The following is a 26,083-nucleotide window of genomic DNA, read 5'->3' on the forward strand; positions in this document are numbered from 1 at the left end:
CCCTTTATGTATTGTACACGATCAGTGGACGAATCCAAAGAAACTTCGCGCAGGGGAAAAGATTGGGAATGAAAAGCATTGGAAGACGGAAAAACGGAATTCACCTTGATTCATTCCGGATGGGATGCGGACAAAGCAACCGAATTTGGGCAGCCTCACACAGTCGTTCGCAAGATTATGGATGACGGGTGGGAGAACATTGTCAACCAAAAACTTCCCACATATCTCGAAGGATAAACGAACCGTTTCCACGCCGAAGCACGATGTGTTTCACACCATCGCCAATCCAACCCGCCGCCAGATGTTGCAGCTGCTCGCGGACAACGAATTGTCGATTGCCGCGATTGCCAAATCCTTCCCGATCAGCCGCACAGCTGTCAATAAACATCTTCGTGTGCTTTCGGAAGCAAGGTTGGGCAGCTGTCGGAAAACGGGACGCGAAACAAGGTACAGGCTGGAGCCCGAACCTCTCGTCGAACTGAAAACGTGGCTTTCCTTCTTTGAAGGGTATTGGATGAACGGCTTGCGGCTCTCAAGCGTATGGTGGAAGCGGATGAGGAGCCATCATAATGGCAAAATCGCATGAATTCACGGGGGGCAAGATGGTTCGAGGATGCCCATCCTAGAGAATGTCTAACGAAAGTGTTCCTTATCCATATAGATGATGATGAAAAAAGGGTGTCCCGCTGCATCCGGGACACCGTCGACTCCAACCAATCAACCTGTTACAATGTCTTCTCTTTCTTTTCTTCCCATCTCTTATATCCATTTTCCCAGAATTTCGCGTTCTTGATTCCGTATTTCGACGCGTTGAACTCCGGATCTTTCCCTTGCTTCAGCTGTTCTTCATAATCTTTCAAGGCCATATAGGCCGGTTTAAACAACAACAAGATCGCAATCAAGTTGAGCCACACCATGATGCCAAGCCCGATGTCGCCCATCGCCCACGCCGTCGTCGCCGTTTTGACCGTTCCATAGAACGTGGCCGCCAAAAAGACGAGCTTCAAGGCAAAGAAGGCCGTTCCCCTCTTTTCACTGCGCACCAAATAGGCGAGGTTCGTCTCGGCAATATAGTAATACGCGTACATCGTCGTAAACGCGAAGAAGAACAGAGCGATCGCAATAAAGGCCGACCCGAATCCCGGGAAGAGCGTGTCCACCGCCGCCTGCGTATACCCTGCGCCCGGTTCCACCCCTTTCAAATGCTCGACAATCGTCTCTCCCGTTTTTTCATTGATCACATTGTATTGACCTGTAAACAAAATCATCAGCGCCGTCGCCGTCACGACCAAGAACACATCCAAATAGATCGAAAATGCCTGCACAAGCCCCTGCTTCGCCGGGTGGGACACTTCCGCCGCCGCTGCCGGGTGGGCGCCCGTCCCTTGCCCCGCTTCATTCGCATAAAGGCCGCGTTTGACCCCCCACATCACCGCCGAACCAAGAATGCCGCCAAACACTTGATCAGCGCCAAACGCGCTTTTGAAAATCAAACCAAACACATCCGGGACTTTTTCAATATTGGCCGCAATAATGGCAATCGCGACCAACAAATAGCCAACTGCCATAAACGGCACGACAATTTCCGCCGTTTTCGCGATCCGCTTCACTCCGCCAAAAATCGTAAAGCCAAGAACGGCAATCACGAAAATTCCCGTCACCAATTTCGGAATGCCAAACGCATTCGAAAAGCTGTCGGCAATCGAGTTTGCTTGAATTCCCGGCATCAGCACCGCCATCGAGAGAATAATCGCCGCGGCGATCACCACCGCAAACCATTTCCAGCCAAGGCCTTTTTCAATGTAGAACGCCGGACCGCCGCGGTATTGTCCGTCTTGTTCCTCTTTATAAATTTGCGCCAGCGTCGACTCGACATACGCCGTCGCCGCTCCGATAAAGGTGATCACCCACATCCAAAAGACCGCGCCCGGCCCCCCGTACGCAATCCCCGTCGCCGTCCCGGCCACGTTCCCGACGCCGATGCGGCCGGACAACGACATCGTCAACGCCTGGAAAGAAGACACCCCGGCCTCAGAACTTTTCCCCGTCGTCACAAGCCGGACCATCTCTTTCACATGGCGGATTTGCAGAAAACGGGTGCGAATGCTAAAATACAAACCGCAACAAACAATGAATGCAATCAAAAAAGGACTCCATAGCCACCCGTTCACCGTTTCTACAAGCTTTTCAATCAACCCAATCCCTCCTATGCCAGCTGATTATTTTTGTTGTACAACACACAGATAATATTATAAATATTACACATTTCAGCTTCAATAATTTTTTCATATATCATTCTTTTCTGCATTTTCTTTATATTTCCTGCGCTTGTCCTCGTGTAGAAAAATGAACGACTTTCTTCGCTTTTTTTAAAATAACTTTGAAGCCCAAAAATGATAGATGAGGCAAGACAGAGAAATCCGCCTCGAACGGTCCCCTAATGCCAGTCCTTGAGGCCTTGAGCGCGAGCCCCATCTCCCCCAATGATCCCCATCTGAATCGCCGCAAACGCAAAGCCGAACACACAGAACAGCGTGTTCGTCTTTGACTGTTGTTACATATAGCCGATGAGAAACACGACAAAACCGGCCAATCCGACCGATGCGACGAAGAGGCCAAAGGCGATCCGTTTCGCGGCTTTGCTCTTTTGGACAACACCATACACGAGCAACACGATCGACATGATCAACAAAAGCAAAATGAGAGACGAAATGCTCACGTTCAGCGCTCCTTATCATGCACTGCCACTTGTGGTGAAGAGCCTATTCTTTAACTTTTAGCAATCGCATGCTGTTTAATGTTACGATTAATGTTGCTCCCATATCGGCAAATACCGCTAACCATAGCGTTAACCAACCAGGCACAATTAACAGTAATGCCAATGCCTTAATCCCTAAAGAGAAAGTAATGTTTTGCTTAATAATCGCTAAAGCTTTGCGGCTCAATTTAATCGTATATGGCAATTTGCTTAAATCATCAGACATTAAGACAATATCGGCTGTTTCTAGGGCTGTATCGGTTCCAGCACCACCCATTGCCACACCAACGGTTGAAGCTGCAAGAGCTGGTGCATCGTTCACACCATCTCCAACCATCGCCACGCTTTGATGCTTGTCACGAAGCTCTTTGATGAAATTCAGTTTATCTTCTGGAAGTAAATCGGCTTTAATATCGGAAACGCCGACTTGTTTTCCGATGGCTTCGGCTGTTCTTTGGTTATCTCCCGTCAGCATCACCGTTTTTTCAATACCGACTTGATGAAGTTTTCGAATAACCTCTTTGGATGATTCTCTTATTTCGTCTGCCACGGCAATTAACGCCAGAATTTCTTTTTCCGTCCCTAATATCATGACCGTTTTCCCTTGTGTTTGAAGGGTTGTAATTTGTTCTTTTATTTCTGATTGGATGCCATTTGGAAGAAGTTCTTCAAAAAGACCTGGACTTCCGACATAATACATTGCGTTATTTACTTTGGCTTTGACCCCTTTACCTGTAATGGATTGGAATTCTTCAACCGATACATCATTAAAATTCAATCCATCTTCTTCTGCTTTTCTTATAATGGCGGAAGCAAGTGGATGTTGTGAGCCTTTTTCAATGGCTGCTGTAATGGTCATTAGTTCATTTTCATCGCCATTATAAGTGACCACATCGGTGACGGAAGGAACACCTTTTGTTAATGTTCCTGTTTTATCAAAAGCGATGACTTTTAGAGATCCTGCTTCCTCTAAATAAATACCACCTTTAATTAACACACCGTTTTTCGCTGCATTTCCAATGGCAGTTACAATCGAAACAGGCGTGGAAATAACCAACGCACACGGACAACCAACCACTAATACAGCTAGACCTCGATAAATCCATTCGCTCCAATCAGCACCCATAAATAATGGAAGAATAACGGCTAGTAAAAGAGCAAAAATGATAATGGCTGGTGTATAGTATTTGGCAAAACGATCTACAAACGCTTGAGAAGGTGCTCGTTCTGCTTGAGCTTCTTCCACTAAATGGATGATTTTCGAAAGAGTTGTATCTTCCACTCGTTTTGTAACTTTTACTTCCAATAACCCTTCTTCATTCAATGTTCCTGCAAAGACTTCATCACCGACTGTTTTGGTTACTGGAACACTTTCTCCCGTAATGGCAGCCTGATTTAGCGTAGATGTACCCTTGATGACGATTCCATCCATCGCTAATTTCTGACCAGGCTTTACGATCATAATATCTCCGACTTGAATATCGTCAACAGGGACCATCATTTCTTCATTTCCGCGACGAATTAATGCTTCTTTTGGAGCAATATCCATCAACGATTCAATGGATTGACGAGCTTTATCCATGGAATAACGCTCTAAGGCTTCGCTAATGGCGAATAGAATAACAACCGTTGCACCTTCTCCCCATTCACCAATCGCTGCAGCTCCTAAAATCGCCACTGTCATCAGCGTATTCATATCAAAATTCAATCGAACTAGGTTTTTGAAACCTTTTATAAATAACGAATATCCACCGATTAAAATTGCTGCAGCATATCCAATTGTCGCAAAGATATGCTCTTCTCCGTATTGCTTCCCTAAAAACCAACTGATCACAAGCAAAACGGCGGAAATATACACTTTAATGTTCTCTTTTTGCTTCCAAAAAGGTTCACGCTTGACTGCTTTTTCTTTATCTTCCCGAACCTTTAAGTTTTCAAAAGCTCCTGCTTTTTCTAATTCTTCGATGGTTGTTGTACCCCAAACGGTAATTTTAGATGCTCCAAAGTTTACTTTAGCATCTTGAACACCTGGCAATGATTTTACATTATTTTCAAACTTTGCCGCACAGTTTGCACAAGTAAATCCTTGAACACGGTAGGTTTTCGCTTCTGATTTAGATAATTTTGCTTGTTGTTCAGACACGGACTTTCACCTCTTTCTCATGTACTAACGCAATCATGATTAACTGCTTAATATGGTCATCATCCAGCGAATAAAATGCTAGCTTTCCTTCTTTTCGATACTTTACAATCCCTTGTTTATAAAGAGTCCGTAAATGATGGGAAGTTGTTGCAACAGAAGCCCCGATGATATTAGCAATATCACATACACATAACTCTTCATCTTGGCAAAGTGAATAGACAATTTTTGCCCTATTTTCATCTGCCAGTGCTTTAAACAACAGGACAACACTGGATATATCTTCTTTTTGCAATTCCCCTTGTATTCGATTGACTTTTTCTTCGTCATAACAATAAATTTCACATGTATCTTTCTTACTCATTCATTATCCCCCTTTCATATTCAAATTTCCGTTTGAATATATTATACCCCCATTTCTTTATATTATTCAATATTTATTTGAATTAAAAACAAAAAAAGAATGGAATTTAAAAAAATCAACCCAATATTTGTCAAGGCCGATTATTTTTTCCCCAAAATCGCCGGTTTAAAATTCCCCAGAAGGACCTTTCATTGATCCTTCTGTTTTTCTTCTTGGAGCCTCTTTTCCCGTAATCGATAGCTTTCCCCCTTTAGGTTGAAAATGATGGAATGATGCAGTAATCGATCTAACATCGCTGTCGCCAAAACCGAGTCTCCCACGATTTCTCCCCATTCCCCAAAGCTTTTGTTGGAGGTGAGGATAATCGGGGCATGCTCGTACCGCCGGGCGATCACTTGAAATAAGTAATGAGCGCTGTTCGGGTCCAGTTTTAGATACCCCATTTCATCAATAATGAGAACGGTTGGCTTCACAAAGACACGAAGCTTTTTCTCCAACTTTCCTTCCTGGTCGGCTCTTCTTAACTGATTGACCAAATCGTGGGCGGTAATAAAATACGTTTTATATCCTCTTGCGATCGCCTCCATTCCAATCGAAATTGCCAGATGTGTCTTCCCAATCCCCGGTGGACCGAGAAAGAGGATATTTTCTTTCCGGTCAATAAAGGACAACGTAAGCAGTTCTCGAATCCGGCGCTCATCCACCGAAGGCTGCGCGGTAAAATCAAACGTATCGATCGTCTTGCGATACGGCAGTTTGGACAGCTTGATGAGCGTTTGGATCGATCGTGCCTGTTTTTCGACGATTTCTGCCTCTAATAAGCGGAATAAAAACTCTGAATATGATATATTATGAGTAGAGGCGTATTCTGCCATGGCGGACCATCGCTCCGCCATGACAGGCAAATGGAGTTGGTGGCAATACTCGTGTATTCGTTCTTTCATGAGCTTTCCCCTCGCAGGAATGCGTCATAAACGGACAATGGACGAGTATCCACTTCCACCGAAATAGGCGAAATGGTGGCGGCCATTTCCGTCTGTTTCTTTTTTATTTTTTCGGCGAATGAAATCACTTTTTTCTGTTGGTCCACGTGAGAAATCTCCTCCCCTCGAAAGTACAATCGAATATCTCCATTTAATCGCTCCTTCACCAGAATTTCTTTGCCCGCATACTCCGCCGATAAGAGCCATTGTTCCCCTTTGTAGGAGAAACTGCCATCCCAATGCACCTTCCGATAGGAAAGATAGCTCGTATCGTAATCTTTCAACGGGAGAGGTTTCAGCTGTTCCTCTGCCCAACGCTCTTGCGGAGGAATGCCGGTAGTGGCGTTTGGCTTCCGATTCGCCACTTGATCGAGCCAACGATGTAAAAGGAAATTTAATTCTTCGATGCTTTCAAACGATGTTCCTACATAGAAGTGATCCATAATATACTGAATGGCTCGTTCGACTTTTCCCTTTGTCTGGGCCCGGTAAGGCCGGCATACTTTTGGAATAAATCCGTAGTAACTCGCAAATTCGGAAAATCGTTGATTCCATTTCACCACTCCTTGTTCTCGCCCGTCTGTAACGGTCTTCATATTGTCAAATAACACCTTCTTCGGAACCCCGCCAAAGTACTTGAAGCTCTGAATTAGGCATTCCATTAAGTGTTCCTGATCCTGGCTGACCGTAAATACCGCGTATTTCATCCGCGAATAGCCTAACACAGCCACAAATAGCGATAACTTGACTTTTCTCCCTTCGATCACGACCTCCCCGACTTCTTTCCAATCGACTTGCATTTGTTCGCCAGGAAGCGTTTCATAACGAACGGTGTATTTCTTTTTCGCCGTCTCTCGGAAAGGTTTCATATAGTCTTTTAAAATCGTCTTTCCTCCCGTATAGCCCTGTTGTCGAATTTCAAAAAACAACTTTTCGCTATTAAACACCCCATCTTCTAACATTCGTTTTTGAAGATACGGCTTAAATGGATCTAACTTGCTTTTTCTTTGTTTTCGCTTGGATTTGGAAGGAGGATTGGGGGAGTGAATATATTTTCGGACGGTTTTCCGATCGATCCCCAATTCCCTCGCAATATCGGAAATACTCATTCCCCTTTCATACATCTCTTTGATCATAAAAAATTCCCCTCTCGTAATCATGAACCATAGCTCCTCTCATTGACACTATGGTTCTATTGTAAGTGGGGAATTTTATTCCGGCTATATTGGGGATTTTATCATCGGCTTTAACAATATTTACCGTGCGATTCATTTAATTAGCTACATCAAAAAATTCTATTAGCTAAAAACAATAAACCTCATTATCCGCAAAAAGATAATGAGGTTTACTATTTCTTAACCAAAGAATGTTTGGAACAATAAATATGCGTTTAAGCTGATAATCACCATCGCTACCATCCAAGCAAGAACTTTCAACCATAATGGATTTGCGAACTCGCCCATTTTCTTTTTATCGCTAGTGAATTGAACGAGAGGCACTACCGCGAAAGAGAGCTGTAAAGAAAGAATAACTTGGCTCAAAATAAGTAATTGAGCCGTTCCGCTTTCGCCATAAAGAGCAGTTACAACAACGGCTGGGACAATGGCAATCAATCGAGTGATCAGCCTTCTTAACCAAGCAGGAAGGCGAATGTTTAGAAAACCTTCCATCACAATTTGACCAGCTAAGGTTCCTGTTAATGTGGAGTTTTGACCAGAAGCCAACAAAGCAACTCCAAATAAAATACTTCCAAGTGTTGTTCCAAGCAGTGGAGCAAGCAAGTGATAAGCATCTTCAATCTCCGCAACATCTTTCATTCCTGCTTTATGGAATGTAGCAGCAGAAACAATAAGGATAGATGCATTAATAAATAAAGCGAAAAAGAGTGCAATGGTTGAATCCCAAGTGGCATATTTGATCGCTTGTCGTTTACCCGAGCTGGTTTGTTCGTATTGACGTGTCTGCACAATGGAAGAATGCAGATAAAGATTATGAGGCATTACGGTTGCACCTAAAATACCGATTGCAATATAGAGCATGGATGGATTGTTAATAATCTCTGGGCTTGGAACAAATCCCTTCAATATGCCACCTACATCTGGCTTAGAAAGAAAGATTTCAGTCACAAAGCAAGCACCAATGGTTAGAATTAAAACAATTACCAACGTTTCAATATAACGAAACCCTTTATTCTGTAATAGCAATACGACCAGTACATCCAGAGCTGTAATAATCACTCCATATATTAACGGAATGCCAAACAACAATTTCAAAGCGATTGCCGAACCGATCACTTCGGCTAGATCACAAGCTGCGATTGCCAACTCGCATAAAACCCATAAGATCATTGCTACAGGCTTGCTGTAATGGTCGCGACAAGCTTGGGCTAAATCCCTTCCCGTTACAATTCCCAACTTGCCAGCCAATGCTTGAAGCAATATTGCCATTAAATTGGAAAGCAAAATAACGGAAAGCAACGTGTATCCGAACTGGGAACCTCCTGCGATATCAGTCGCCCAGTTTCCCGGGTCCATATACCCCACGGCAACTAAGTATCCTGGTCCAGCAAACGCAAGAAACTTTTTCATCCAAGAACCCGTTTTTGGTATACGCAAACTTCTATATACTTCGGGCAACGTTGGTTGCGTCCGTTTATTTCTCCAACCTTCTTCAACTGCTAACGGCAGTTTTTTTATATTTTCACTCATGATGATCACCTCATGATTGGTTTTTGCTAAATATTTTGCATAAGGGAAACTTTTAAGGTAAAAAAATTTGCTCCTACACTTAGAATTAGATATATGTAAGAGCAAAGAAAATGTTGCCTAAATAAATTGTACATCAGAAACTTTTTTAGTCAATGGAAACTTTTATCGCTTATTAGTCTAGGCTCGCTAAAATATTGAACAAGGTACTGACCTTGCTCTATATTGATCATATTTTTCGTTAGACTTTCATTTCCCCATGATGGATTTGAGAGGTTTCAATTTGAATGGTTGTATGCTGAATTTTAAAGTGTTCCTCAATAAAATGGATCGCTTCTTGTAAAACCTTTTGGCTGTCTTGATGATCTTCAATCAAAATATGGCAACTTAACGAGTCCAATCCTGAAGTAATGGTCCAAATATGAAGGTCGTGAACGTTAATCACTCCTTCAATACTTTCTAAGGCTTTTTTCACTTCATTTTGGTCAATGGTAATTGGCGTTCCTTCCATCAAAATGTGAACCGTATGTTTAATCACTCCCCAGGCACCTTTCAAGATTAATAAGGCAACCAAAACGGAAATAATGGGATCTGCGACATACCAACCAAAGAGCCACATGACGAGTCCTGCAACAATGGCTCCAACAGAACCTAAAGCGTCACCGATTACATGAAGATAGGCACTACGAAGATTGACATTATTTTTCACATCCCCTTTTCTCATTAACGCCCAGGCACTTAAAAGATTGGCAAACAGACCAATGGAAGCAATCAGCATCATAGAGCCGCTAGCTACGGTTGGTGGGTTGTAAAAACGCTGAATCGCTTCCCATACGATAAATCCAGCGATAACAAACAAGGTAACTCCATTAAATAAAGCGGCTAAGATTTCAAAACGATAAAAACCATACGTTTTATTCGGCGAAGCTGGTTTGGTGGCAAACCAAATAGCCACTAAGCTAAGAACAAGTGAACTGGCATCACTAAGCATATGACCAGAGTCAGAAAGAAGGGCTAGGCTGTTTGTAATTAAACCTCCGAAAAACTCTAATAACATAATTCCAGCGGTAATGAGAAGGGCAATCATAAGCCCTTTTTTATTCCCTTCTCTGCCGTGATCGTGGTGATGATGGTGTCCGTGGTGATGATGGTGACCATGGTGGTCGTGAGAATGATGGTGATGATGATGCATGATAAAACGCCTCCCTCTAGAAATGTTGATCTATCAAGGCTTTTCGGCCTCTCAGGGGTGTCCAAAAAATATTTTTCGACAAAATCCCTTACATCCTTTTTCAGTTTTGTGGATATCTTACAGACCTAGGGTGCGCTTCGCGGCCACGGCTGGTTATATTTTCCTGCCGTGGGGGAAGCGTATTCGATGCACCCTTTGGATCTCCGCGTCGCTGATGAGGACGAACCCTCCCATGTCTCCGGGCGTCTTCGCGCCAACATTCCCTCGTTCGGTCTCGTCATCAGGCGGAGGCCGGCCAAGCTCCTTTAGGGACTCAAGGTCGAATGGATGAAATCACGCCAGCTTCTCCGGTGTCATCTCGTTGTCCAACGATTCTTCCGTTCGCAGGGGGAGGCCTTAGGCCGCCCGTTGCACCTGGGACAAGACGTCCTGTTTCATTCGCTCCGCGTCAAACGCTTGTTTCTTCGTACAAATCGCAAACAGCACATTCAACAGCTTCCGGCACAAGGCGACGATGGACTGCTTTCCGGTCAGCGGATTGACGGATCGGGTCGTATAATACTCATGCAGCTCGCGAAACGCCTTGTTATGCCGAATCAGCGGAATCATCGCCCGAAACAGCACCGAGCGCAACCGTTTCCGTCCCCGTTTGGAGATGTGCTTTTGCCCTTTGCGCTGGCCGGAGGAGTTCTCCTTGAGCGTCAGGCCCGCCAACTTCACCAATTGGCGCGGGTCCCGATAATGGGCGAAGCTGCCGATCTCCGCCAGCAGATCGATGATCGTGGCGTCTCCCAACCCGTCGACCGTTTTCAACCATTGGTACTCCATCGTCGTTTGAACCAATGCCTTCAACTCGGCGTCCAGTGCAGCGATCTCCGCCTCCAATTGGCGGTATCGGCGGACGAGCGCGGCGATCTCAAACCGGGCCATCGCTGTCCCTTCCGTCACCCCAATCGAGTCCTTCGCGGTGTTGATCAACGCCTGAATTTTGGCCTTCTGCGGGCATTTCATCCCTTCGCTTTGCCGGTACACCTCAAGAAGCTCCTCCACCGTCCGGCCGGCCATATCAGCCGGAAGCGGCGTCCACTCCAACACCGAAAGCGCCGTTTTCCCCAAGTCACGAAACACGGTCCAAAACTCTGGAAAATACCGATCCGTCCAGCGGACGATCGCGTTTTTCACCGCCGTCTGTTCCTTGCGGAGCTTCTCTTTGAGCGTGCTTCCCACGCGCAAATCGGCTTCAATCTCGTGCAGCAGCCGGGGAACGAGGAATCGTCCGTCTTTTGCCAGTCTGGCAATGACCAGGGCGTCTTTGGCGTCGTGTTTCGTCGGCAGGTTGTCATCAAGTTCTTTCGACCGGCACACATGCGCCGGGTTGACCATGACCAACGGGATCCCGTGCTCCTCGAGGAAGTAGGCCAGGTTCAACCAGTAGTGCCCGGTCGGCTCCACCGCGACGATCACCTCTGACTTCCCAAACGCTTGCATCGCCTCCTGAATCGCTTTATACAGCTGCTGAAACCCCTCTTTCGACTGGAAGATCGGGAACGACTTGCGAAGCACGCGCCCCCGGTCATCCACGAAGCAGGCGTAGTGGGTTCGTTTCGCGATATCGATGCCCACGACAAGCGTTTGTTCCGTAACTTGATCAATTTTATAGTTTTGTGTACAATTCATCTGAAGTCCTCCTTGGCATGATGGTAGGTATTGTTTGACACCCCTGCATCATACCAAGAGGGCTTTTTTTGATCAAGTCCCCGGAAAAGCTCCTAACGGGAATGCTCCTTAATGATGTTCAGCATGGTCAATGGCTTGTTTTAATAGTGAAATAACATGTTCGTCATCGCAGGAGTAAAACAGTGTTTTTCCTTCACGGCGATACTTAACCAGTCTCAGATTTCGTAACAGACTAAGCTGATGGGAAATGGCTGATTGAGACATTTCCAACACTTCTGCAATGTGATTGACATTGCACTCTTCTTGCGATAACAAATAAAGAATTTTGATTCTTGTTGGATCGGATAATACCTTAAATATTTGCGATACATTTTCGATGGTTTCAGATTTTAAGAACGAATGGTCTTCAGTCTTCATGATGATTTCCCTCACTTTATTTATTATATATGAGCATATGTTCATACGTATGTATCATATTTTACATTCATTTTTTTGTCAAGTTTAGGAAATGTTTTTTAATGAAAATGGATGATTTAGCTCATAATGAATGGAAGGAGGCTGATGATATGGGACACAATCATAATCATTCCCACGTACCGGATAACAAAAAGGGATTAACGATCGCTCTTCTTATTACTTCGGGGATAACGGTTTTGGAGTTCTTTGGTGGACTATTGACGAATAGCCTAGCATTACTATCAGACGCAGGGCATATGTTAAGCGATATTGGCTCTCTAGCTTTGAGCTTGGTCGCTATGTGGTTCGCCGCAAGACCGCCTTCTCCACGAAAAACATACGGTTTTTACCGATTTGAAATACTGGCAGCTCTGTTGAATGGACTTCTCTTATTCGTCATTGCGGGATTTATTTCTTACGAAGCTTATAAACGTTTTTTTGAACCTCCAACGGTCGCAAGTGGTACAATGATGCTCATTGCTACTATTGGATTGTTGGCAAATATCACCAGCGCATTTATTTTAACAAAAAAGAGTGATACCAAAGAAAATGTAAATGTGCGAAGTGCCTATTTGCATATTATTTCTGATGCATTAGGTGCGGTTGGGGCAATCGTGGCAGGGATTGTAATGTACTTCTTCGGCTGGTATGTGGCTGACCCCATCATCAGTGTTGTCGTGTCGCTATTAATCCTAAAAAGCGCTTGGGGTGTGGTAAGCAACTCCTTCCACATTCTGATGGAAGGAACGCCGATTACCATTGATATGGAGAAAGTAAAGCAAACGCTTCAATCCATTGAGGGGGTAAAAGATGTTCACGATTTACACGTCTGGACAATCACCTCTGGGTTGGATTCGCTCAGTTGCCATTTGCTCATCGATGATACCAAGGATAGTCAGGACATTTTGAAACAGTCCATCCAACGGATTGAGGAAGAATTTCACATCTTGCATACGACCATTCAAGTGGAAAAATCGGACTTGCAACATGCCGATTTAAGGATATAAAAAGGACAGCAGTAAGCTGTCCTTTAAAATATCAGCACATCTTTTGTAAATTCTTCTTCAAATTCCCGTATGACCTTGTTAAGTTCTGTATACCATATAATCCCCGCATTTTAGTTGTGTCACATCCGCTTTCATACTTTTAGCGATGTCTTGAGTCATTTGCTTTTGTTCTTCTTCATCGGTTGCGAGTAAAGCCAAAACATTTCCGCTTATAACACGATTTTGATTTAACGTAATATAAGCCAGTATTTCATAATTTGGTTTTGGATTTGTTTCTTTGCCCATTTATTTTCCTCCTAACCAATTGGTTTTCATCACAGAATGGCTCTTTTTTACACTTTCAAGTAAAGGCGTTTTCTTTATTGCTTCAATAAACGCATCTTCTCTTCGAACAAGCGGAACTAATGTAACAACCACACGCCCTTGTTCATAATCCTTGCGTGTAAAGTTATACCGTTTCACCCCAACAGCTCTTGTTGCTTCAAAAAGGATGGCTTGTCTTTGACCAAAGTGATCTAATGTAATACGAAAATGTTCTTCACGGGGATAAATAACCGCTGCGATCCCCTCTTTCCGGTAAAGTTCTCTTGCATTATCCGTTCCTAACTGGTTCGTAACATAAATACCATCAACAAACAATTCCGAATCTCTGACTTCCACTTTCCCTAATTGAACATCCGCAATATCCCCAACTGTTTTCCCTTTGGAAAAACGTTTCAATATAAACAAGACGACTAACCCAGCTAATGACCCGATTAAAATATTCACCCATTGTATCTTATGGGATACAAGCTGCATTGTTATGCCCGTAACTAAGGCGACAACCAACGCAAAATAATTTCTTGCTTCAAAGGTCTTCGCAATCCCGTCTATGTAAGCATCTCCTCTTGGAGTAAATTCGGTATTCTCCAAGTCCTTTAAACTGTCCCGTTCTGTCCTCCGAACATCCCTAAATTGCTGTATGGCTAATGCTAGAAAGGTTACTGCAACAAAATTTTTGGTCATAATCGCCGGAATAGTCACTGCACCTAGAGCTGCGGCTACAAATCCAGTCACCAAATGGATTAAATATCCGTTGGGGTAGCTTGGATACTGTCGATAATCTTCTTTAATGGTTATAAGACGAGCAAAAAAACCTACAACCAACGCTGTTATCATAAGAACCAAATGCTCCGATGCAATAACATCGTTTTTCATAAAACCTCCCAAGAGAACCATTTTTGGATTATTTTCTTTAAACATCCGCTAAATTATTCTTTGGGAGAACATACAAAAAAGGCACAACTTAACGTGCACCTTTTTAGTAAAGTCTTCTACAGAAAAAATAAGTAAAATGAAACCAATACAAAACCGATTACAGCCATGATAACGCAGTATAGTTTTGTAGATGTGCGTAAAGCTGTTCCAAAAATTTCTTTTCCCGTCACGGAAAGCATGACCCCCATCGCCAATGCGATAATCATTGCTACTAGCCAAGGGACCCCCATTCCATAATTGCTTCCAATGAAGGCTCCAACTCCTACGGGGGCGGAGGCTATGGTTGCCCCAAGTATGATGCTGAGAATTCCAAACCCAGCCATCAGCAAGGGAGTAAAAACAGCAATCCCTTCTGGAATATTGTGAAGCATGATCGTCGTCATCATTGGTTTAGTCAATGAATCGTGAGTATTGGCTCCAAGTGCGATACCTGTTGGAAAATTGTGCAGGGCAATACTGAATGTTAAAAATAGACCAGAATGTACAAATAAGTCTTTTTTAGCGTCATTGGTAATAATGATCACATGATGGGAAACCTTTTCTAGATGCTTATAAATAAAATAACCAAAAATCAATCCGACAATAGCAATAAACCAACCTCCAATTTCTATGCTTTCAGGCAAAATTTCCATCGTGACCAGTCCAAATATCATACCACTACATACTGAAAAAATGGTTGGCGTTCCTTTTTGCCAGCCTTTAAACAACCAAGCAATCACTCCGCCAGATAACATTCCAATAGCAGAAGCAGAAAACCCTAAAAGCCAAAGTGAGTTCATCCATCATCCCCCTTGTACTAAGTTGTCTTTACTTTTATATCTGCCAAACTTATAAAATATGCCTTAAGAAAACAAAAAATCCTCCACCGTGGGAGGATTTTTTGGTTCATCACCAAAAGTTGTACTTGCACCTGTCATGAAAGTATGTTAGCTGTTTCTAGCCGAACCCGCAATGCAAAACGCTGGATATTTCTGTATCCGTATCCCCGACGTTTCATCAGCTTGATCTTGTTATTTGTTCCCTCCATTTTCCCATTTGAATAAGGGGATAAAATGCACGATATGATTTCGTCTGTTCGTTTGACGAGTGATTTTGCGATGGCGCGAACAGCAGAACAAGGACAAAACAAATACCGATGAACCCAGGCGTTCAAACGACGTTTCGCTTGTCGCTCGCTTTGGCTTTTGGATACATAACGAAAATGTTGAAGGGATTGATAGACAGCCTGCAAGGAATCGCTCTCTTTCTGCCACTCCCGCACCGTTTGGCGCTCCTCCTCGGTGAGTTTCTCGGGGCACTGGGTCAATAAGCGGCAAACATGCCGAACATGCCCATGTTTCTTGTTCCCTTTTCCGAAGGATTTGCGGCATCGATCCAACGCTTCCGTAAACAATTGAATCACATGAAAATAATCGACCACATGCTTCGCTTCCGGACACACCTCTTGAATGGCTTTTTTCATCGCTGGAGCCAAATCACTCACGACATACTGAACAGAACCAGACACAGGAGCCAACACACGTCCAATGGCTTCCTCGTTCTTTCCTGCTTCAACGGCATACACTTCTCCCGTTTCGGCATCCATGACTGCCACTCCGTAATCATGTCCTTTTCGAAACGCAAACTCATCGACACAAACTGCCTTTGGTTGGATGTCATTCGATAGGAAGGAAGGGGCATGGGTATAAAACCAGCGTTCAACGGTCGTGTACGGAAGCTTGAGCATACGAGCCACCGCCTGAATGGATGTTCCGATGCAAGATTGCGCCACCCATTGCTGAAACGCATCCGTCGCTGCACTTCGAGGGGAAATTCCGGGATAAGACGTGCTGAATGTCATGCCACATGTACAACAACGTCTACGCTCCACAGGGAGTTCCACCCAAAAGATGCCGATCCGTTGAGCATACCCATGCATCCATTGCTTCTTTTTTCCTGTCATTTTGATCGTGCGTTTCAAGCAAACAGGACATAACGGGCATTGTTCAGGAAGAGAAAGTTCGAAAATCCAACGTTCTTCTTCTTTTCGCACCTTTTGAATCAAAACATCTGGTAAATCGATGAGTTCTTTGATAAACTGAGCGTACATGCGAATTTTCCTCCAATGGTTTGGTTTGGACACCTTTACCATACAGGAAAATTCGCATTTTTTGTACCCTCTATTTTCTCTATGCACACCGATCTTCAATGATCAAGTACAACTTGTGGTGAAGAGCCGATTTTTTGCAGACTGTTGAAAAAGTCGGACGTCAAGAAAAAGTTCACGAGGAGTGTGAACTTTTTCTTTTCTTTTTCTCTTCCATTTGGTAGGTTAGATATAGACCATATTGTTGGAGTGATCGCAATTTGGTCCACTTTTTGAGGTTTTGGATCATGGCGGTGATCCAAACCTGAATTTGTACTTGCTGGACTCCACGGTATCGTGTGAAACGAAGACCGTGGAGTTCTTTGCTTTCGGCGAAACTTCGCTCCATCGTCGATGGACGTACCGATCGCAACACTCTTCCTCTCATCGATAACCGTTGTTTCCGCATTCGTTCGTAGATATCTTGATGAACGGAAACTCGAAATACACGATCCTTTGCGCCTTGTGCGGCAGGACATCCCACACAACTTCCTTTCACTGCTAGTTTATACTCATGATATCCAGAACGGGTGGACGTCGAATACATGAACTTTACGCCACAGGGACACGCATACACATCGTCTGTGACTTGCTGGAACTTTACGGAACGACAATCGGGATGTTCCTTTCGATGAAAACGTCGATACGACATATACGCCAAAATCCCTTTTTCTCTAATTCTCTTGCTAGTCGGGCGTTATAATAGCCAGCGTCTAACACTATTTCCTTTAGGAGAATATCCTACTCGATGTTCAACACGCTCGATTCGCCCCATCAAAATACGATGACCAGGCACGGTGGCGGCAGTCACGTAAGCATCCAAAATAAAATTATGCAAGGTGTCAACGATTCGATGATCGTGGAACGCAAAGAGACCACGCGGATCATGTTTGACCGATAGCCCAGCATCTGGATCTGTGGTGCTACATATCATCTTTTTGGTTGCCAGCTTCTCTGCTTTGGGAGCTAACGGTTTTTTTCCATGTTGTTGTCGTTTTTCATTGACCAGTTGTAACACGTCCTCGTCTTCTTTCACCACCATCGTCTGAATCACTTGGATGCGTTTTCGTTTATTGGCATTCGCTTTTAACTCTGTTTCATCCGCTGCCCACGTGTCCGGAGACAAGAACCCATCTTCTTGAATCCATTGAAGGACATGATCAAATAACGCTTCCCATACACCGGGATCGACCCGATGGCGAAGAAACTTGGAAACGCTGGAGTGGCAAGGGACTTTATCGGTGGGGGAAATGCCTAAAAACCAGCGATACGTGGCGTGTTGCTGGATTTGTTTACAGGTAAACCGAACGGATCGAAACCCTTCCAGATATTGAATCATGAGGATTTTTACAAAAATCAACGGATCAATCGTGGGGCGACCAATGGTACTTGGATAAAACGGTTCAAGTAACTGATATACATGATTCCAATCCATCAATTTGTCGATTTGAACCAAGATATGGTTAGGATCATACATGGATTCATAAGCTTGACGATTTTGTTGAATCTCTAAGTTCGATTGGTAGTAGTACATAAGTGGTTTCTCCTAATCAGTTGTTTTCTCAACATATATCATAAAAAAAACGATTTTGTCCCTTGACAAAATCGTTTTTCAACAGTCTGAAAGCCCTTCAAAAAAGAAGGGCTTTTATCGATTTTTACACGACGGTTTTATTCAGCTTTATTATAAGATTCCATGAATTCTCCGCATGCCTTCATCATTTTTTGTCCTTGAGGAGAATTCATCGCTTCCATCATCTTCATCATACCGTTTCCATTCATCATGTTCGTCATGCTGTCTGGCTTTTCCGCATAAGAAAACTGTCCGACTACTAACAATGTTGCTAGCGCAAATGAAGAAACAAATGCAATTTTCTTTTTCATCTATGATCCCTCCCTTCGTTTTAAGGTATTGTCAAAAGTTTATCCTCCACACTCACGGTTTTCCCTTGAGTTTCAACGGTTGGAAGAAAAAAAGCTTGCCACCCCCGTTGTTTTCGGCCATCATTGAGGTAACGACACCCAACAGCCAAAACAAAGGAGGAAGGGCGATTCCTCCCCGACTTTCGCTCTCGCTTAGAAGTCGGGGTCTCCTCGCCAAAGATGATGAAAATTGGAAATCGGGTGGCTCATTTTTTATGTGATCGAACCGTTGAAAAGTGGCTCAATTTTAGATTATCAAATACCCGTGGTGCTAGATAAAACTCAGACAAGCATAAAAATAGCCCTTGCTGGCGGATCTCCAGTAGAATGAAAGTGTCACCCAACATTCGAAAGGAGAGATCCCCCATGCAAGAGCACTTTCATTTTACTACAGATCCAGCCAAACTTCAAAAACAATATGCCGCTATTTTCTGTTTTGTTTCTGCCCAACTGTCGTTGATTCAAATGTATCTTCATCGCCGCAACCGTCACTTGGTCAAGCAAGAAGACGAAGTGGTCATGGCGGTTCACCTTTTGGGGAAGCTGCTGGGCTTTTCTTCCGAACGAGCCTGGCATCGTTTTGTCACGGGAAATTTGTTCACAAACGGCTCGTTTCTTGAACGCTCCCGATACAACCGCCGCTGCCGAGCGCTTGGTTTCGCCATCAAATGGGTCCGTCATGAGCTGGCGAAACGTGGCCAACACCATGCTTATGCGGTCGTCGACAGCTTGCCTCTTCCGTTGTGCCATCCCGTGAGAATGCAGCGCGTCAAGCGATTTCGAGGGATCGCAGATATGGGGTATTGTGCTTCCAAAAAGCAATGGTACTACGGTTTCAAGCTGCATCTTCAAGTGACCAATCAAGGGCTGGCCTGTCGTGACGGAAGCGTCCTGCCACGACGTCAAAGCCGCTGAAACGGTGATGACTCAAATCCCTCATCCCTACAACTTTGGGGACAAAGGGTACATCAGCCACGCTCTTCGAGAAAAGCTGTACGAAGAACACCAAGTCGCGTTCTGGACACCGTCTCGACACAATCAAAAGCACGGCCCATCCAAGGCATGGGAAGAATGGATCAGGAAAAAACGCAAAGTCATCGAGACGGTGTTTTCGATTCTCGTAGACCAATACCGGATCACCGACATTCGAGCGAATTCCATTGCCGGGTTTGAAGTGGCACTCGATGGCATCTTGTTGGCTTATTCCTTGGTCACACTAGGGCTGGTTGAGCGCTGACGCTCAACTAGCACCACGGGTTATCAAATACATGGATATTTGCCGAACCATTTCGACTCAATATGGGCTATCTACACAACATTTATACTCGTTTCGTTCTATATGTATAAGAAATAGAAGGCACCTTTGAGATACTTCACTCTCAAAGATGCCTTAACACCAAAGAAAAACAGAATATATTGAAACGTTAGCAACAACACCCAACGGCTAACTAGATACCACAAAGAACGCTTTTGCTACGCCCCCACAATATCTTCTGAATTTCTGTTAATCTCATCGATAATGCGAATAATCTTCCGCGCATCGTCCATGTTGTCTTGAAAGAGTTCAACAATGCTGCCGACGGTTTTAAACGGTTCTTCCTGCAGCACCCGCTTGTCCATGACTCCGTTTTTCACAAAGTAATCGACGATTAGTTTGACAAAACGGCTTTGTTGGATGTTCAACCGTTCGCTTGATAAAAATTCAGAAAACGCTTCGTTGGCTGCCTGCGGGTCAAGGCCGACGATTTGGCGGACGAGTTTTGTAATCGGTGTGTCTCCGAATTCTCTTTTATAATCTTCCTGTGTGCCAAGCTCATTCCAAAGAATATGCTCCAACGTTTTTACGTCTTGGACGGTTAGCTTTTTATTATTTCGCAACTTGTAAATGGCCATCTGGTCGCGGTGTTCGTGCAGATAATGTTCCACCTTTTTCCGATAATTTTTCAGATCATTGACAGTAAACATCGGACCGTTTTCTTTGACCTCTAAAACTTGGTCTTTAAAGTTCGTATAGTAAATTTTTTGCGTTTCTTTTTCAAGGAATTTGACTAAATCACGCAACGCTTCGCGAACGGCTTCCAATTCGAAAATATCGGCTTCGCTCCAAAACTCTTCCGTCTGCACCTTTTCGATGATGTATTTTTGCTCCATCACTTGCGGAATCGAACCGAGTTTCGACAATGCCTCTGCAGTACGAATCACACTCCGAATCGGCTTTGTGGCATTTTTCGTTTGCAGCTTCGCCAACTCAATCGTATACATAAGCAAATCAAACCGTTTCGCCAATTCATCATCATTCAACGGAACAATCAGCGGCGAAATATGTTCTTTAATTTCATTGACATCCATCGCCGTTAAGGAATCCCATTTAGCCCGGCTTTTAAACTTGTGTACGTATTGAATATGTTGGCGTACACGGAAGTTTTCTTCGTTTAACTTATTGATTTCCGCCAGCACCTCGTCAATCAATTCATTGCGATAGGCAATATACTCTTCTTCTTGGTACTGTAAATGCTGCAGTTCTTTAATGATTTCGACTTTGGCGTTAAATAGACGCTCGGTCAAACTTTCCACCGCTTTTCCTTCGATTCCCTTTGGATTTTCGCGGAAAAACTCGAAGTTGCCGCAATAGTCAAAAATAAGGAAATGCGTTTTATCTTGCCCGACTCCGAATAAGTCTTTGCATAAACGGGTTCCGCGTCCGATCATTTGCCAAAACTTTGATTTGGAGCGTACTTTCTTGAAGAACACAAGGTTGACGACTTCCGGAATATCCACTCCTGTATCGAGCATATCGACCGATACCGCAATTTGCGGCCATTTGTTACGGTCGGAAAAATCATCGATTAAGGTTTGGTAGTAGTTCACGCTGTAATCAATGACCCGCGCAAAGCCGCCCTTGTATTCAGGGAACAATTGATCAAAGCGCTCCACAATCCGTTCCGCATGACGATGATTTTTCGCAAAAATAATCGTTTTGCCGAGTTTGTCCCCGCCTTCGACGCGAATTCCTTTTTCCATTAAATCTCTCAGTACCGTATCAATCGTATCGTCATTAAACAACCATTCATTTAACGCGGCACTGTCAATGTCCTCGCCCACTTCATCATCAAACGTTTCTTCATACCGCTCTTTTTCTTCATCCGACAACTCATCGTAATGAATGCCTTCTTCAAGAAATTTAAGCTTTGTTTCAATCGTCCGATAATCGACTAAATAGCCGTCCTGAACGGCTTGATCTAACTCATAGGCATAGGTCGGCACGCCGTTTTCTAAATCAAACACTTCATACGTATTGCGATCAATGTCATCTTTCGGCGTGGCGGTCAGCCCGAGCAATATGGCATCGAAATAGTCGAAAATGGCTCGGTACTTCTTGTAAATGCTCCGATGCGACTCGTCGATGATGATGAGATCAAAATGCCCGACCGTAAAAAGCCGTCTGCCGTCTTTTCGCTTCGCTTCGTCAATCGCGTTCATCATTGTCGGGTACGTCGAAAACACCATGCGGCTTTCCTCTGGATTGTCTTTGTTATCGAGCAAATTGCAAAGCGTCAAGTTCGGCAACAAATGGCTAAAGCTATTTTTCGCTTGCGTTACAAGCGTTTTGCGATCCGCTAAAAACAAAATATTTTTTACCCAATTATGACGGGTAAGAACATCGACAATCGAAATCGCCGTCCGGGTTTTGCCGCTCCCTGTTGCCATGACAAGCAACGCTTTGCGCCGTTTGTTCTCAAGCGCGTCGCATACGGCTAACACCGCTTCTTTTTGGTAATAGCGATTCGTTATGTTGTCATTGATTTGCACATTTTTTAGCGGCTTCTTCATCGTCCGACGATCAATAAGCAAGCTTAATTCTTCCTTATTGTAAAAGCCGGAAACTCTCCGCGCCGGATAGTTAAGGTCGTCCCACATATACGTTTCAAAACCGTTTGTGTAAAAAATAATCGGACGTTGGCCGTGCATCTTCTCAATACAGTCGGCATATAGCTTGGCTTGTTGCTTTCCTCTGTTCGGGTCAGCGGTTGTCCGTTTCGCTTCGATGACCGCCAGCGGCTTCCCGTTGTCGCCAAAAAGGACGTAATCGACATAGCCGACTCCTTCCTGATTCCGCATGCCAACCACAGGATATTCCACAACAACATCCTTTTTAAATTCCCAACCCGCCAGCTTCAAATCTAAATCGATATATTTCTTTCTTGTTTCCCATTCGCTCAGTTCATCGACTTGGAAGTGGTACTCTTTTGTATTCGCTTCCCGTTTGGCGGTGAGAAGGGCGCGGAGCTGTTCGTTTTCTTTCATCATTTCCTCAAGACGCTTGTCTTTGGAGCTTAACCGTTCGTATAAATCTTTTAATTCTTCCGGACGCTCGCGCTTTTCCTCTCCGATTGGCAGCAATGATTCATCAAAATCCGTAGCCGTATATTCATCTGAATAACAATAATCAATCCAAGACACAAACTGATGAAGATGATGCAGGGAAAGAATCGCTTCTTCCCTCGTAATCATCGAGTTCGTATGAACCGCGACATTCCCCAGTTTGACAATGTAACGCAACAATGGCAACAAGTCTTCATCAATAATGGACAAAAAGACGTTGTCATGAATCAAACTGGAAAGATTATCTTGATACGGAACTTTCAACGCGCTGTCAAAGCTGTACACCCACTTAACGGCAAGCTCCAGCGCACGGCGCGTCAAAATCGCGCACGTCGCCGGACTCACCACCAAACTTTTCTCTGCCTCTAAACACGCATTCGTAAAGTTCTCATAATGAGGTTTTCCTATTAGAAAACTAAAGTTGGATAGCAACAAACACCCCTCCCTTGACCAGCACGAATTCCTTTTACACTTACTAATCGTTGAATAATTCTCCCTTAAATGCACGTTGCATGAGGGAATTAAACATATTTTGTATCTCTGCTTGACTTTTTAAAAGAAGTTCTTTCTTTAAGTTTATTTGTTGTATAGTAGCTGCAAATAATTCCTGTAACTCTAAAGGTGGAATAATGATCTCAAGTTCTTTTAAATTTTTTAACGGAAGCTGCGGTTGAGAAGATCCTGTTTGTGTTTTCTTTAAAACTAATTGAAAGCTATTAGATGTATAAAGTTGCTGGAAAAAAATTCGATTAACATTTTTCAATCTAAGAATCGCCATTTGAGCATTTATGAACCCTGTGTCATAACCTTCTTCATCAAAAATGACTATATTCCCAATGGATCCCCTCAGTGTAACAATTAAATCTCCCCGTCTTAATTTTCCTTTTCTCAATTGACTAAACTTTTCCTTTGTAATATACGTTACTTTCGATAAGTCTAATTTGTTGTTCACAAAGTTTGAGGTAGACAAAAAAAGTATACCTTCACTAACAAGCTCATGTTGCTTCGGATAGTTTTCACCTCGATCTCCATCCTCAATTTCCGCAATATCTTTTAATTTCTTAACATCCCATCCCTTTGGATTACTTACTGGATCCCCAAACATCTCCAAAAACACACTTTGCGTTAACTGGTCTAACGCTTCAATTTGGGCTTTTCGTTTGTCGATGAGTTCTTGGGATTTGTCTAATGCATTTACAATTTTATTTTGAGTACTATAATCAGGAATTTTAACTTCTATTTTCTCTAATGCAGACTTAGTTAGTTTACCTCTTGTTGTCCCTGTAATATGTTTACTTAGATCAGCATAGTTTAAATAGTAACATAAGTACTTAACATTAACGTTTTCTTTTGCTACTAACACATGAGCATGGTTATTTACCCAACACGGTTCATTCATGATGTAAGCACACTTTTCTCTAAATCCCCAACTTCCTCCGTCTTCTGCTATACATAGAATTTCTTGGTCGAAAATGAATTCATCAATATAGTCTAACACTCCATTTGCACCACAATATGGATATAAACCTTTCTTTTTTAGAGATTTTCTTTCTAACTCATTCAAGGGCTTTCTTTTATTATCTAAATTAATAGTTAAATCTTTTAGTTTAACCGTCTCAAATCCCATGTTACACACTACCCTCTAATCATTTCTTTCAACTCTTGTAATCCCTGCATAATCTCTTTTTCCAACGTTTCCACTCTTTCAAGTATCACACTCGGCGCTTCATACTCCACCTCTTCATACTCAATCTCTTTATACTTGTTAATCGAAAGGTCATAGTCGTTTTCCCGGATTTCTTCCACCGGCACGAAGAACGATTGCTCTGTCCGTTTCCGGTCTTTTTCCGCTTCACGGTTATGGAAGCGGGCAATGATATCCGGGATGTCGTTGTCTTCAATCGGCGTGCGCTTGTCATCCAATGAATAGCCATCGGCTTTCATATCATAGAACCATACTTGATCCGTACCGCCGACGCCTGTTTTGGTGAAAATCATAATCGCCGTCGAAACCCCGGCATATGGTTTAAATACGCCGCTTGGCATGGAAATAATGGCTTCTAATTTATGATTTTCCACAATTTCTTTGCGGATATCTTTATGCGCCTTCGAGCTGCCGAACAATACCCCATCTGGCACGATGCAGGCACAGCGTCCGCCCGTTTTTAAGATGCGCAGGAATAAGGCCAAGAATAAAAGCTCTGTCTTCTTTGTTTTAACGACTCTTAATAAGTCGCTGGAAACGGCTTCGTAATCCAACGAGCCTTTAAACGGCGGATTGGCAAGGACAAGGGTGTATTTGTCCTTATCTTTGTTTTGTTCCGACAAGGAGTCGCGATATTCGATATTCGGATTTTCAATGCCATGGAGCATCATGTTCATCGCGCCAATCCGCAACATCGTACGGTCCATGTCAAAACCGTAAAACATATGATTATTAAAATGCTCTTTTAAACTTTGCACTAAAAATAAGTCACTGCGATGTTTGCGCAAATATTCGCCCGCCGCCACCAAAAACCCCGCCGACCCCGCCGCCGGGTCGACGATGATGTCTTCCGGCGTCGGTTTCATCAGCTCGACCATCATGTGAATGATATGACGCGGGGTGCGGAATTGGCCGTTTGTGCCTGCGGTGGCGATTTTCGATAACAAATACTCGTACAAATCGCCTTTCGTATCGCGGTCTTTCATCGGAATGCGGTCAATGCCGTCGACGATTTTGACGAGCATTTGCGGCGTCGGGATCATGAAAATGGCGTCGCCCATATATTTTGCATAGGCCGATTCCCGATTGCCGTGCAAGTTTTTGATGAACGGAAACACTTCATTGGACACGACATCGTACATATGGGCGGCTTCAAAATGTTTGAATTTGCTCCAGCGCAAGTGTTGCTTATCGGGAGGAAAGATGCGTTCCGATTCAATGCCGAGCAGCGCATCCTCCTGCTCGCGCTGTGTTTCGACTTCATCCAAGCCTTTGATGAACAATAAGTAGGTAAACTGTTCAATAACCGTCAGCGGGTTCGTAATGCCGCCTGTCCAAAACGTTTCCCATATTTTATCGACTTTATGGCGCAATTCGCCTGTGAGCATGGCTTCTATGTACCTCCTTG

General features: G+C 43.7%; 19 protein-coding genes and 4 pseudogenes. 4 read left to right on the forward strand and 19 right to left on the reverse strand.

Annotated elements, in window-relative coordinates; genetic code table 11:
- Nucleotides 1-72 precede the first annotated feature (72 nt).
- Together NSS88_RS06580 and NSS88_RS06585 are read left to right on the forward strand one after the other, a co-directional pair.
- Nucleotides 73-237, forward strand: a pseudogene (locus NSS88_RS06580) (SRPBCC domain-containing protein); the annotation flags it as partial.
- A pseudogene (locus NSS88_RS06585) lies at nucleotides 200-570 on the forward strand (ArsR/SmtB family transcription factor). The pseudogenes NSS88_RS06580 and NSS88_RS06585, both read left to right, overlap by 38 nt.
- Nucleotides 571-725: 155 nt before the next feature.
- Here NSS88_RS06585 and NSS88_RS06590 read toward each other — a convergent pair.
- From NSS88_RS06590 to NSS88_RS06635, 10 genes are all read right to left on the reverse strand, one after another.
- Nucleotides 726-2,195: an alanine/glycine:cation symporter family protein gene (locus NSS88_RS06590; RefSeq protein ID WP_061580599.1), complete on the reverse strand. Its 1,470-nt coding sequence runs from the start codon at nucleotides 2,193-2,195 to the stop codon at nucleotides 726-728.
- 359 nt (nucleotides 2,196-2,554) lie between these two features.
- Complete coding sequence (locus NSS88_RS06595) at nucleotides 2,555-2,719, reverse strand: hypothetical protein (RefSeq protein WP_200910072.1); 165 nt, start codon at nucleotides 2,717-2,719, stop codon at nucleotides 2,555-2,557.
- Between the two features lie 43 nt (nucleotides 2,720-2,762).
- Nucleotides 2,763-4,901 carry a heavy metal translocating P-type ATPase gene (locus NSS88_RS06600; RefSeq protein WP_341083666.1) on the reverse strand — a complete coding sequence of 713 codons (2,139 nt, stop codon included), beginning with the start codon at nucleotides 4,899-4,901 and terminating at the stop codon, nucleotides 2,763-2,765.
- On the reverse strand, nucleotides 4,894-5,262 hold the full coding sequence (locus NSS88_RS06605; protein ID WP_014196256.1) for an ArsR/SmtB family transcription factor: 369 nt from the start codon (nucleotides 5,260-5,262) through the stop codon (nucleotides 4,894-4,896). The genes NSS88_RS06600 and NSS88_RS06605 overlap by 8 nt, the downstream gene beginning before the upstream one ends.
- 188 nt (nucleotides 5,263-5,450) lie before the next feature.
- Nucleotides 5,451-6,206 carry an IS21-like element IS5376 family helper ATPase IstB gene (istB, locus tag NSS88_RS06610; protein WP_061580738.1) on the reverse strand — a complete coding sequence of 252 codons (756 nt, stop codon included), beginning with the start codon at nucleotides 6,204-6,206 and terminating at the stop codon, nucleotides 5,451-5,453.
- Complete coding sequence (gene istA, locus NSS88_RS06615; protein WP_061580737.1) at nucleotides 6,203-7,405, reverse strand: IS21-like element IS5376 family transposase; 1,203 nt, start codon at nucleotides 7,403-7,405, stop codon at nucleotides 6,203-6,205. The genes istB and istA overlap by 4 nt, the downstream gene beginning before the upstream one ends.
- Nucleotides 7,406-7,600: 195 nt before the next feature.
- The gene (locus NSS88_RS06620) at nucleotides 7,601-8,953 is read right to left on the reverse strand and encodes an Nramp family divalent metal transporter (protein WP_081106616.1); all 1,353 of its coding nucleotides are present in this window, start codon (nucleotides 8,951-8,953) and stop codon (nucleotides 7,601-7,603) included.
- Between the two features lie 238 nt (nucleotides 8,954-9,191).
- Complete coding sequence (locus NSS88_RS06625) at nucleotides 9,192-10,142, reverse strand: cation diffusion facilitator family transporter (RefSeq protein WP_055358809.1); 951 nt, start codon at nucleotides 10,140-10,142, stop codon at nucleotides 9,192-9,194.
- A 396-nt stretch (nucleotides 10,143-10,538) separates the two neighbouring features.
- Complete coding sequence (locus tag NSS88_RS06630; protein WP_341083684.1) at nucleotides 10,539-11,819, reverse strand: IS110 family transposase; 1,281 nt, start codon at nucleotides 11,817-11,819, stop codon at nucleotides 10,539-10,541.
- 108 nt (nucleotides 11,820-11,927) lie between these two features.
- Nucleotides 11,928-12,236 (reverse strand): ArsR/SmtB family transcription factor, encoded by a 309-nt coding sequence (locus NSS88_RS06635; RefSeq protein ID WP_055359075.1) that lies wholly within the window; start codon nucleotides 12,234-12,236, stop codon nucleotides 11,928-11,930.
- A gap of 101 nt (nucleotides 12,237-12,337) precedes the next feature.
- Between NSS88_RS06635 and NSS88_RS06640 the strand changes: the two genes are divergently transcribed.
- A complete protein-coding gene (locus NSS88_RS06640; protein WP_369813967.1) occupies nucleotides 12,338-13,282 on the forward strand; it encodes a cation diffusion facilitator family transporter in 945 nt (314 codons plus the stop codon).
- A 78-nt stretch (nucleotides 13,283-13,360) separates the two neighbouring features.
- On the opposite strand, the gene NSS88_RS06645 is transcribed toward NSS88_RS06640, so the two are convergent.
- The 6 genes and pseudogenes from NSS88_RS06645 to NSS88_RS06675 all read right to left on the reverse strand — a co-directional run bounded on the left by NSS88_RS06645 (nucleotide 13,361) and on the right by NSS88_RS06675 (nucleotide 18,548).
- Nucleotides 13,361-13,567 carry a capping complex subunit for YIEGIA gene (locus NSS88_RS06645; protein ID WP_055359074.1) on the reverse strand — a complete coding sequence of 69 codons (207 nt, stop codon included), beginning with the start codon at nucleotides 13,565-13,567 and terminating at the stop codon, nucleotides 13,361-13,363.
- Entirely contained in the window at nucleotides 13,568-14,524 is a 957-nt protein-coding gene (locus NSS88_RS06650; protein ID WP_235468603.1) for a YIEGIA family protein, read from the reverse strand.
- A 71-nt stretch (nucleotides 14,525-14,595) separates the two neighbouring features.
- On the reverse strand, nucleotides 14,596-15,318 hold the full coding sequence (locus NSS88_RS06655) for a ZIP family metal transporter (RefSeq protein ID WP_055359073.1): 723 nt from the start codon (nucleotides 15,316-15,318) through the stop codon (nucleotides 14,596-14,598).
- Between the two features lie 134 nt (nucleotides 15,319-15,452).
- Entirely contained in the window at nucleotides 15,453-16,628 is a 1,176-nt protein-coding gene (locus NSS88_RS06660; RefSeq protein WP_341083693.1) for an ISL3 family transposase, read from the reverse strand.
- A gap of 172 nt (nucleotides 16,629-16,800) precedes the next feature.
- A pseudogene (locus tag NSS88_RS16730) lies at nucleotides 16,801-18,198 on the reverse strand (IS1182 family transposase).
- A 137-nt stretch (nucleotides 18,199-18,335) separates the two neighbouring features.
- Nucleotides 18,336-18,548, reverse strand: coding sequence for a hypothetical protein (locus tag NSS88_RS06675; RefSeq protein WP_061580489.1), 213 nt, complete (start codon nucleotides 18,546-18,548; stop codon nucleotides 18,336-18,338).
- 405 nt (nucleotides 18,549-18,953) lie between these two features.
- On the opposite strand from NSS88_RS06675, the pseudogene NSS88_RS06680 reads away from it, so the two are divergent.
- A pseudogene (locus NSS88_RS06680) lies at nucleotides 18,954-19,824 on the forward strand (IS982 family transposase).
- A gap of 236 nt (nucleotides 19,825-20,060) precedes the next feature.
- Here the strand turns inward: NSS88_RS06680 and NSS88_RS06685 are convergent.
- From NSS88_RS06685 to NSS88_RS06695, 3 genes are read right to left on the reverse strand one after another with little or no spacing between them, the layout of a single operon-like run.
- Nucleotides 20,061-23,402: a DEAD/DEAH box helicase family protein gene (locus tag NSS88_RS06685; RefSeq protein WP_341083703.1), complete on the reverse strand. Its 3,342-nt coding sequence runs from the start codon at nucleotides 23,400-23,402 to the stop codon at nucleotides 20,061-20,063.
- Nucleotides 23,403-23,445: 43 nt separating this feature from the next.
- Nucleotides 23,446-24,597 carry a restriction endonuclease subunit S gene (locus NSS88_RS06690; RefSeq protein ID WP_080986149.1) on the reverse strand — a complete coding sequence of 384 codons (1,152 nt, stop codon included), beginning with the start codon at nucleotides 24,595-24,597 and terminating at the stop codon, nucleotides 23,446-23,448.
- A gap of 8 nt (nucleotides 24,598-24,605) precedes the next feature.
- Complete coding sequence (locus NSS88_RS06695; protein WP_341083706.1) at nucleotides 24,606-26,063, reverse strand: type I restriction-modification system subunit M; 1,458 nt, start codon at nucleotides 26,061-26,063, stop codon at nucleotides 24,606-24,608.
- Nucleotides 26,064-26,083 lie beyond the last annotated feature (20 nt).

It is taken from the genome of Geobacillus sp. FSL W8-1251 (assembly GCF_038005945.1).
Lineage (GTDB): Bacteria > Bacillota > Bacilli > Bacillales > Anoxybacillaceae > Geobacillus > Geobacillus stearothermophilus.

Excerpts from the sequence above, each read along its gene's own strand:
- NSS88_RS06605 (WP_014196256.1), bottom strand. The coding sequence starts at position 5,262 with ATGAGTAAGAAAGATACATGTGAAATTTATTGTTATGACGAAGAAAAA.
- istB (WP_061580738.1), bottom strand. The coding sequence starts at position 6,206 with ATGAAAGAACGAATACACGAGTATTGCCACCAACTCCATTTGCCTGTC.
- istA (WP_061580737.1), bottom strand. The coding sequence starts at position 7,405 with ATGATTACGAGAGGGGAATTTTTTATGATCAAAGAGATGTATGAAAGG.
- NSS88_RS06620 (WP_081106616.1), bottom strand. The coding sequence starts at position 8,953 with ATGAGTGAAAATATAAAAAAACTGCCGTTAGCAGTTGAAGAAGGTTGG.
- NSS88_RS06625 (WP_055358809.1), bottom strand. The coding sequence starts at position 10,142 with ATGCATCATCATCACCATCATTCTCACGACCACCATGGTCACCATCAT.
- NSS88_RS06630 (WP_341083684.1), bottom strand. The coding sequence starts at position 11,819 with ATGAATTGTACACAAAACTATAAAATTGATCAAGTTACGGAACAAACG.
- NSS88_RS06635 (WP_055359075.1), bottom strand. The coding sequence starts at position 12,236 with ATGAAGACTGAAGACCATTCGTTCTTAAAATCTGAAACCATCGAAAAT.
- NSS88_RS06640 (WP_369813967.1), top strand. The coding sequence starts at position 12,338 with ATGAAAATGGATGATTTAGCTCATAATGAATGGAAGGAGGCTGATGAT.
- NSS88_RS06645 (WP_055359074.1), bottom strand. The coding sequence starts at position 13,567 with ATGGGCAAAGAAACAAATCCAAAACCAAATTATGAAATACTGGCTTAT.
- NSS88_RS06650 (WP_235468603.1), bottom strand. The coding sequence starts at position 14,524 with ATGTTTAAAGAAAATAATCCAAAAATGGTTCTCTTGGGAGGTTTTATG.
- NSS88_RS06655 (WP_055359073.1), bottom strand. The coding sequence starts at position 15,318 with ATGAACTCACTTTGGCTTTTAGGGTTTTCTGCTTCTGCTATTGGAATG.
- NSS88_RS06660 (WP_341083693.1), bottom strand. The coding sequence starts at position 16,628 with ATGTACGCTCAGTTTATCAAAGAACTCATCGATTTACCAGATGTTTTG.
- NSS88_RS06675 (WP_061580489.1), bottom strand. The coding sequence starts at position 18,548 with ATGAAAAAGAAAATTGCATTTGTTTCTTCATTTGCGCTAGCAACATTG.
- NSS88_RS06690 (WP_080986149.1), bottom strand. The coding sequence starts at position 24,597 with ATGGGATTTGAGACGGTTAAACTAAAAGATTTAACTATTAATTTAGAT.
- NSS88_RS06695 (WP_341083706.1), bottom strand. The coding sequence starts at position 26,063 with ATGCTCACAGGCGAATTGCGCCATAAAGTCGATAAAATATGGGAAACG.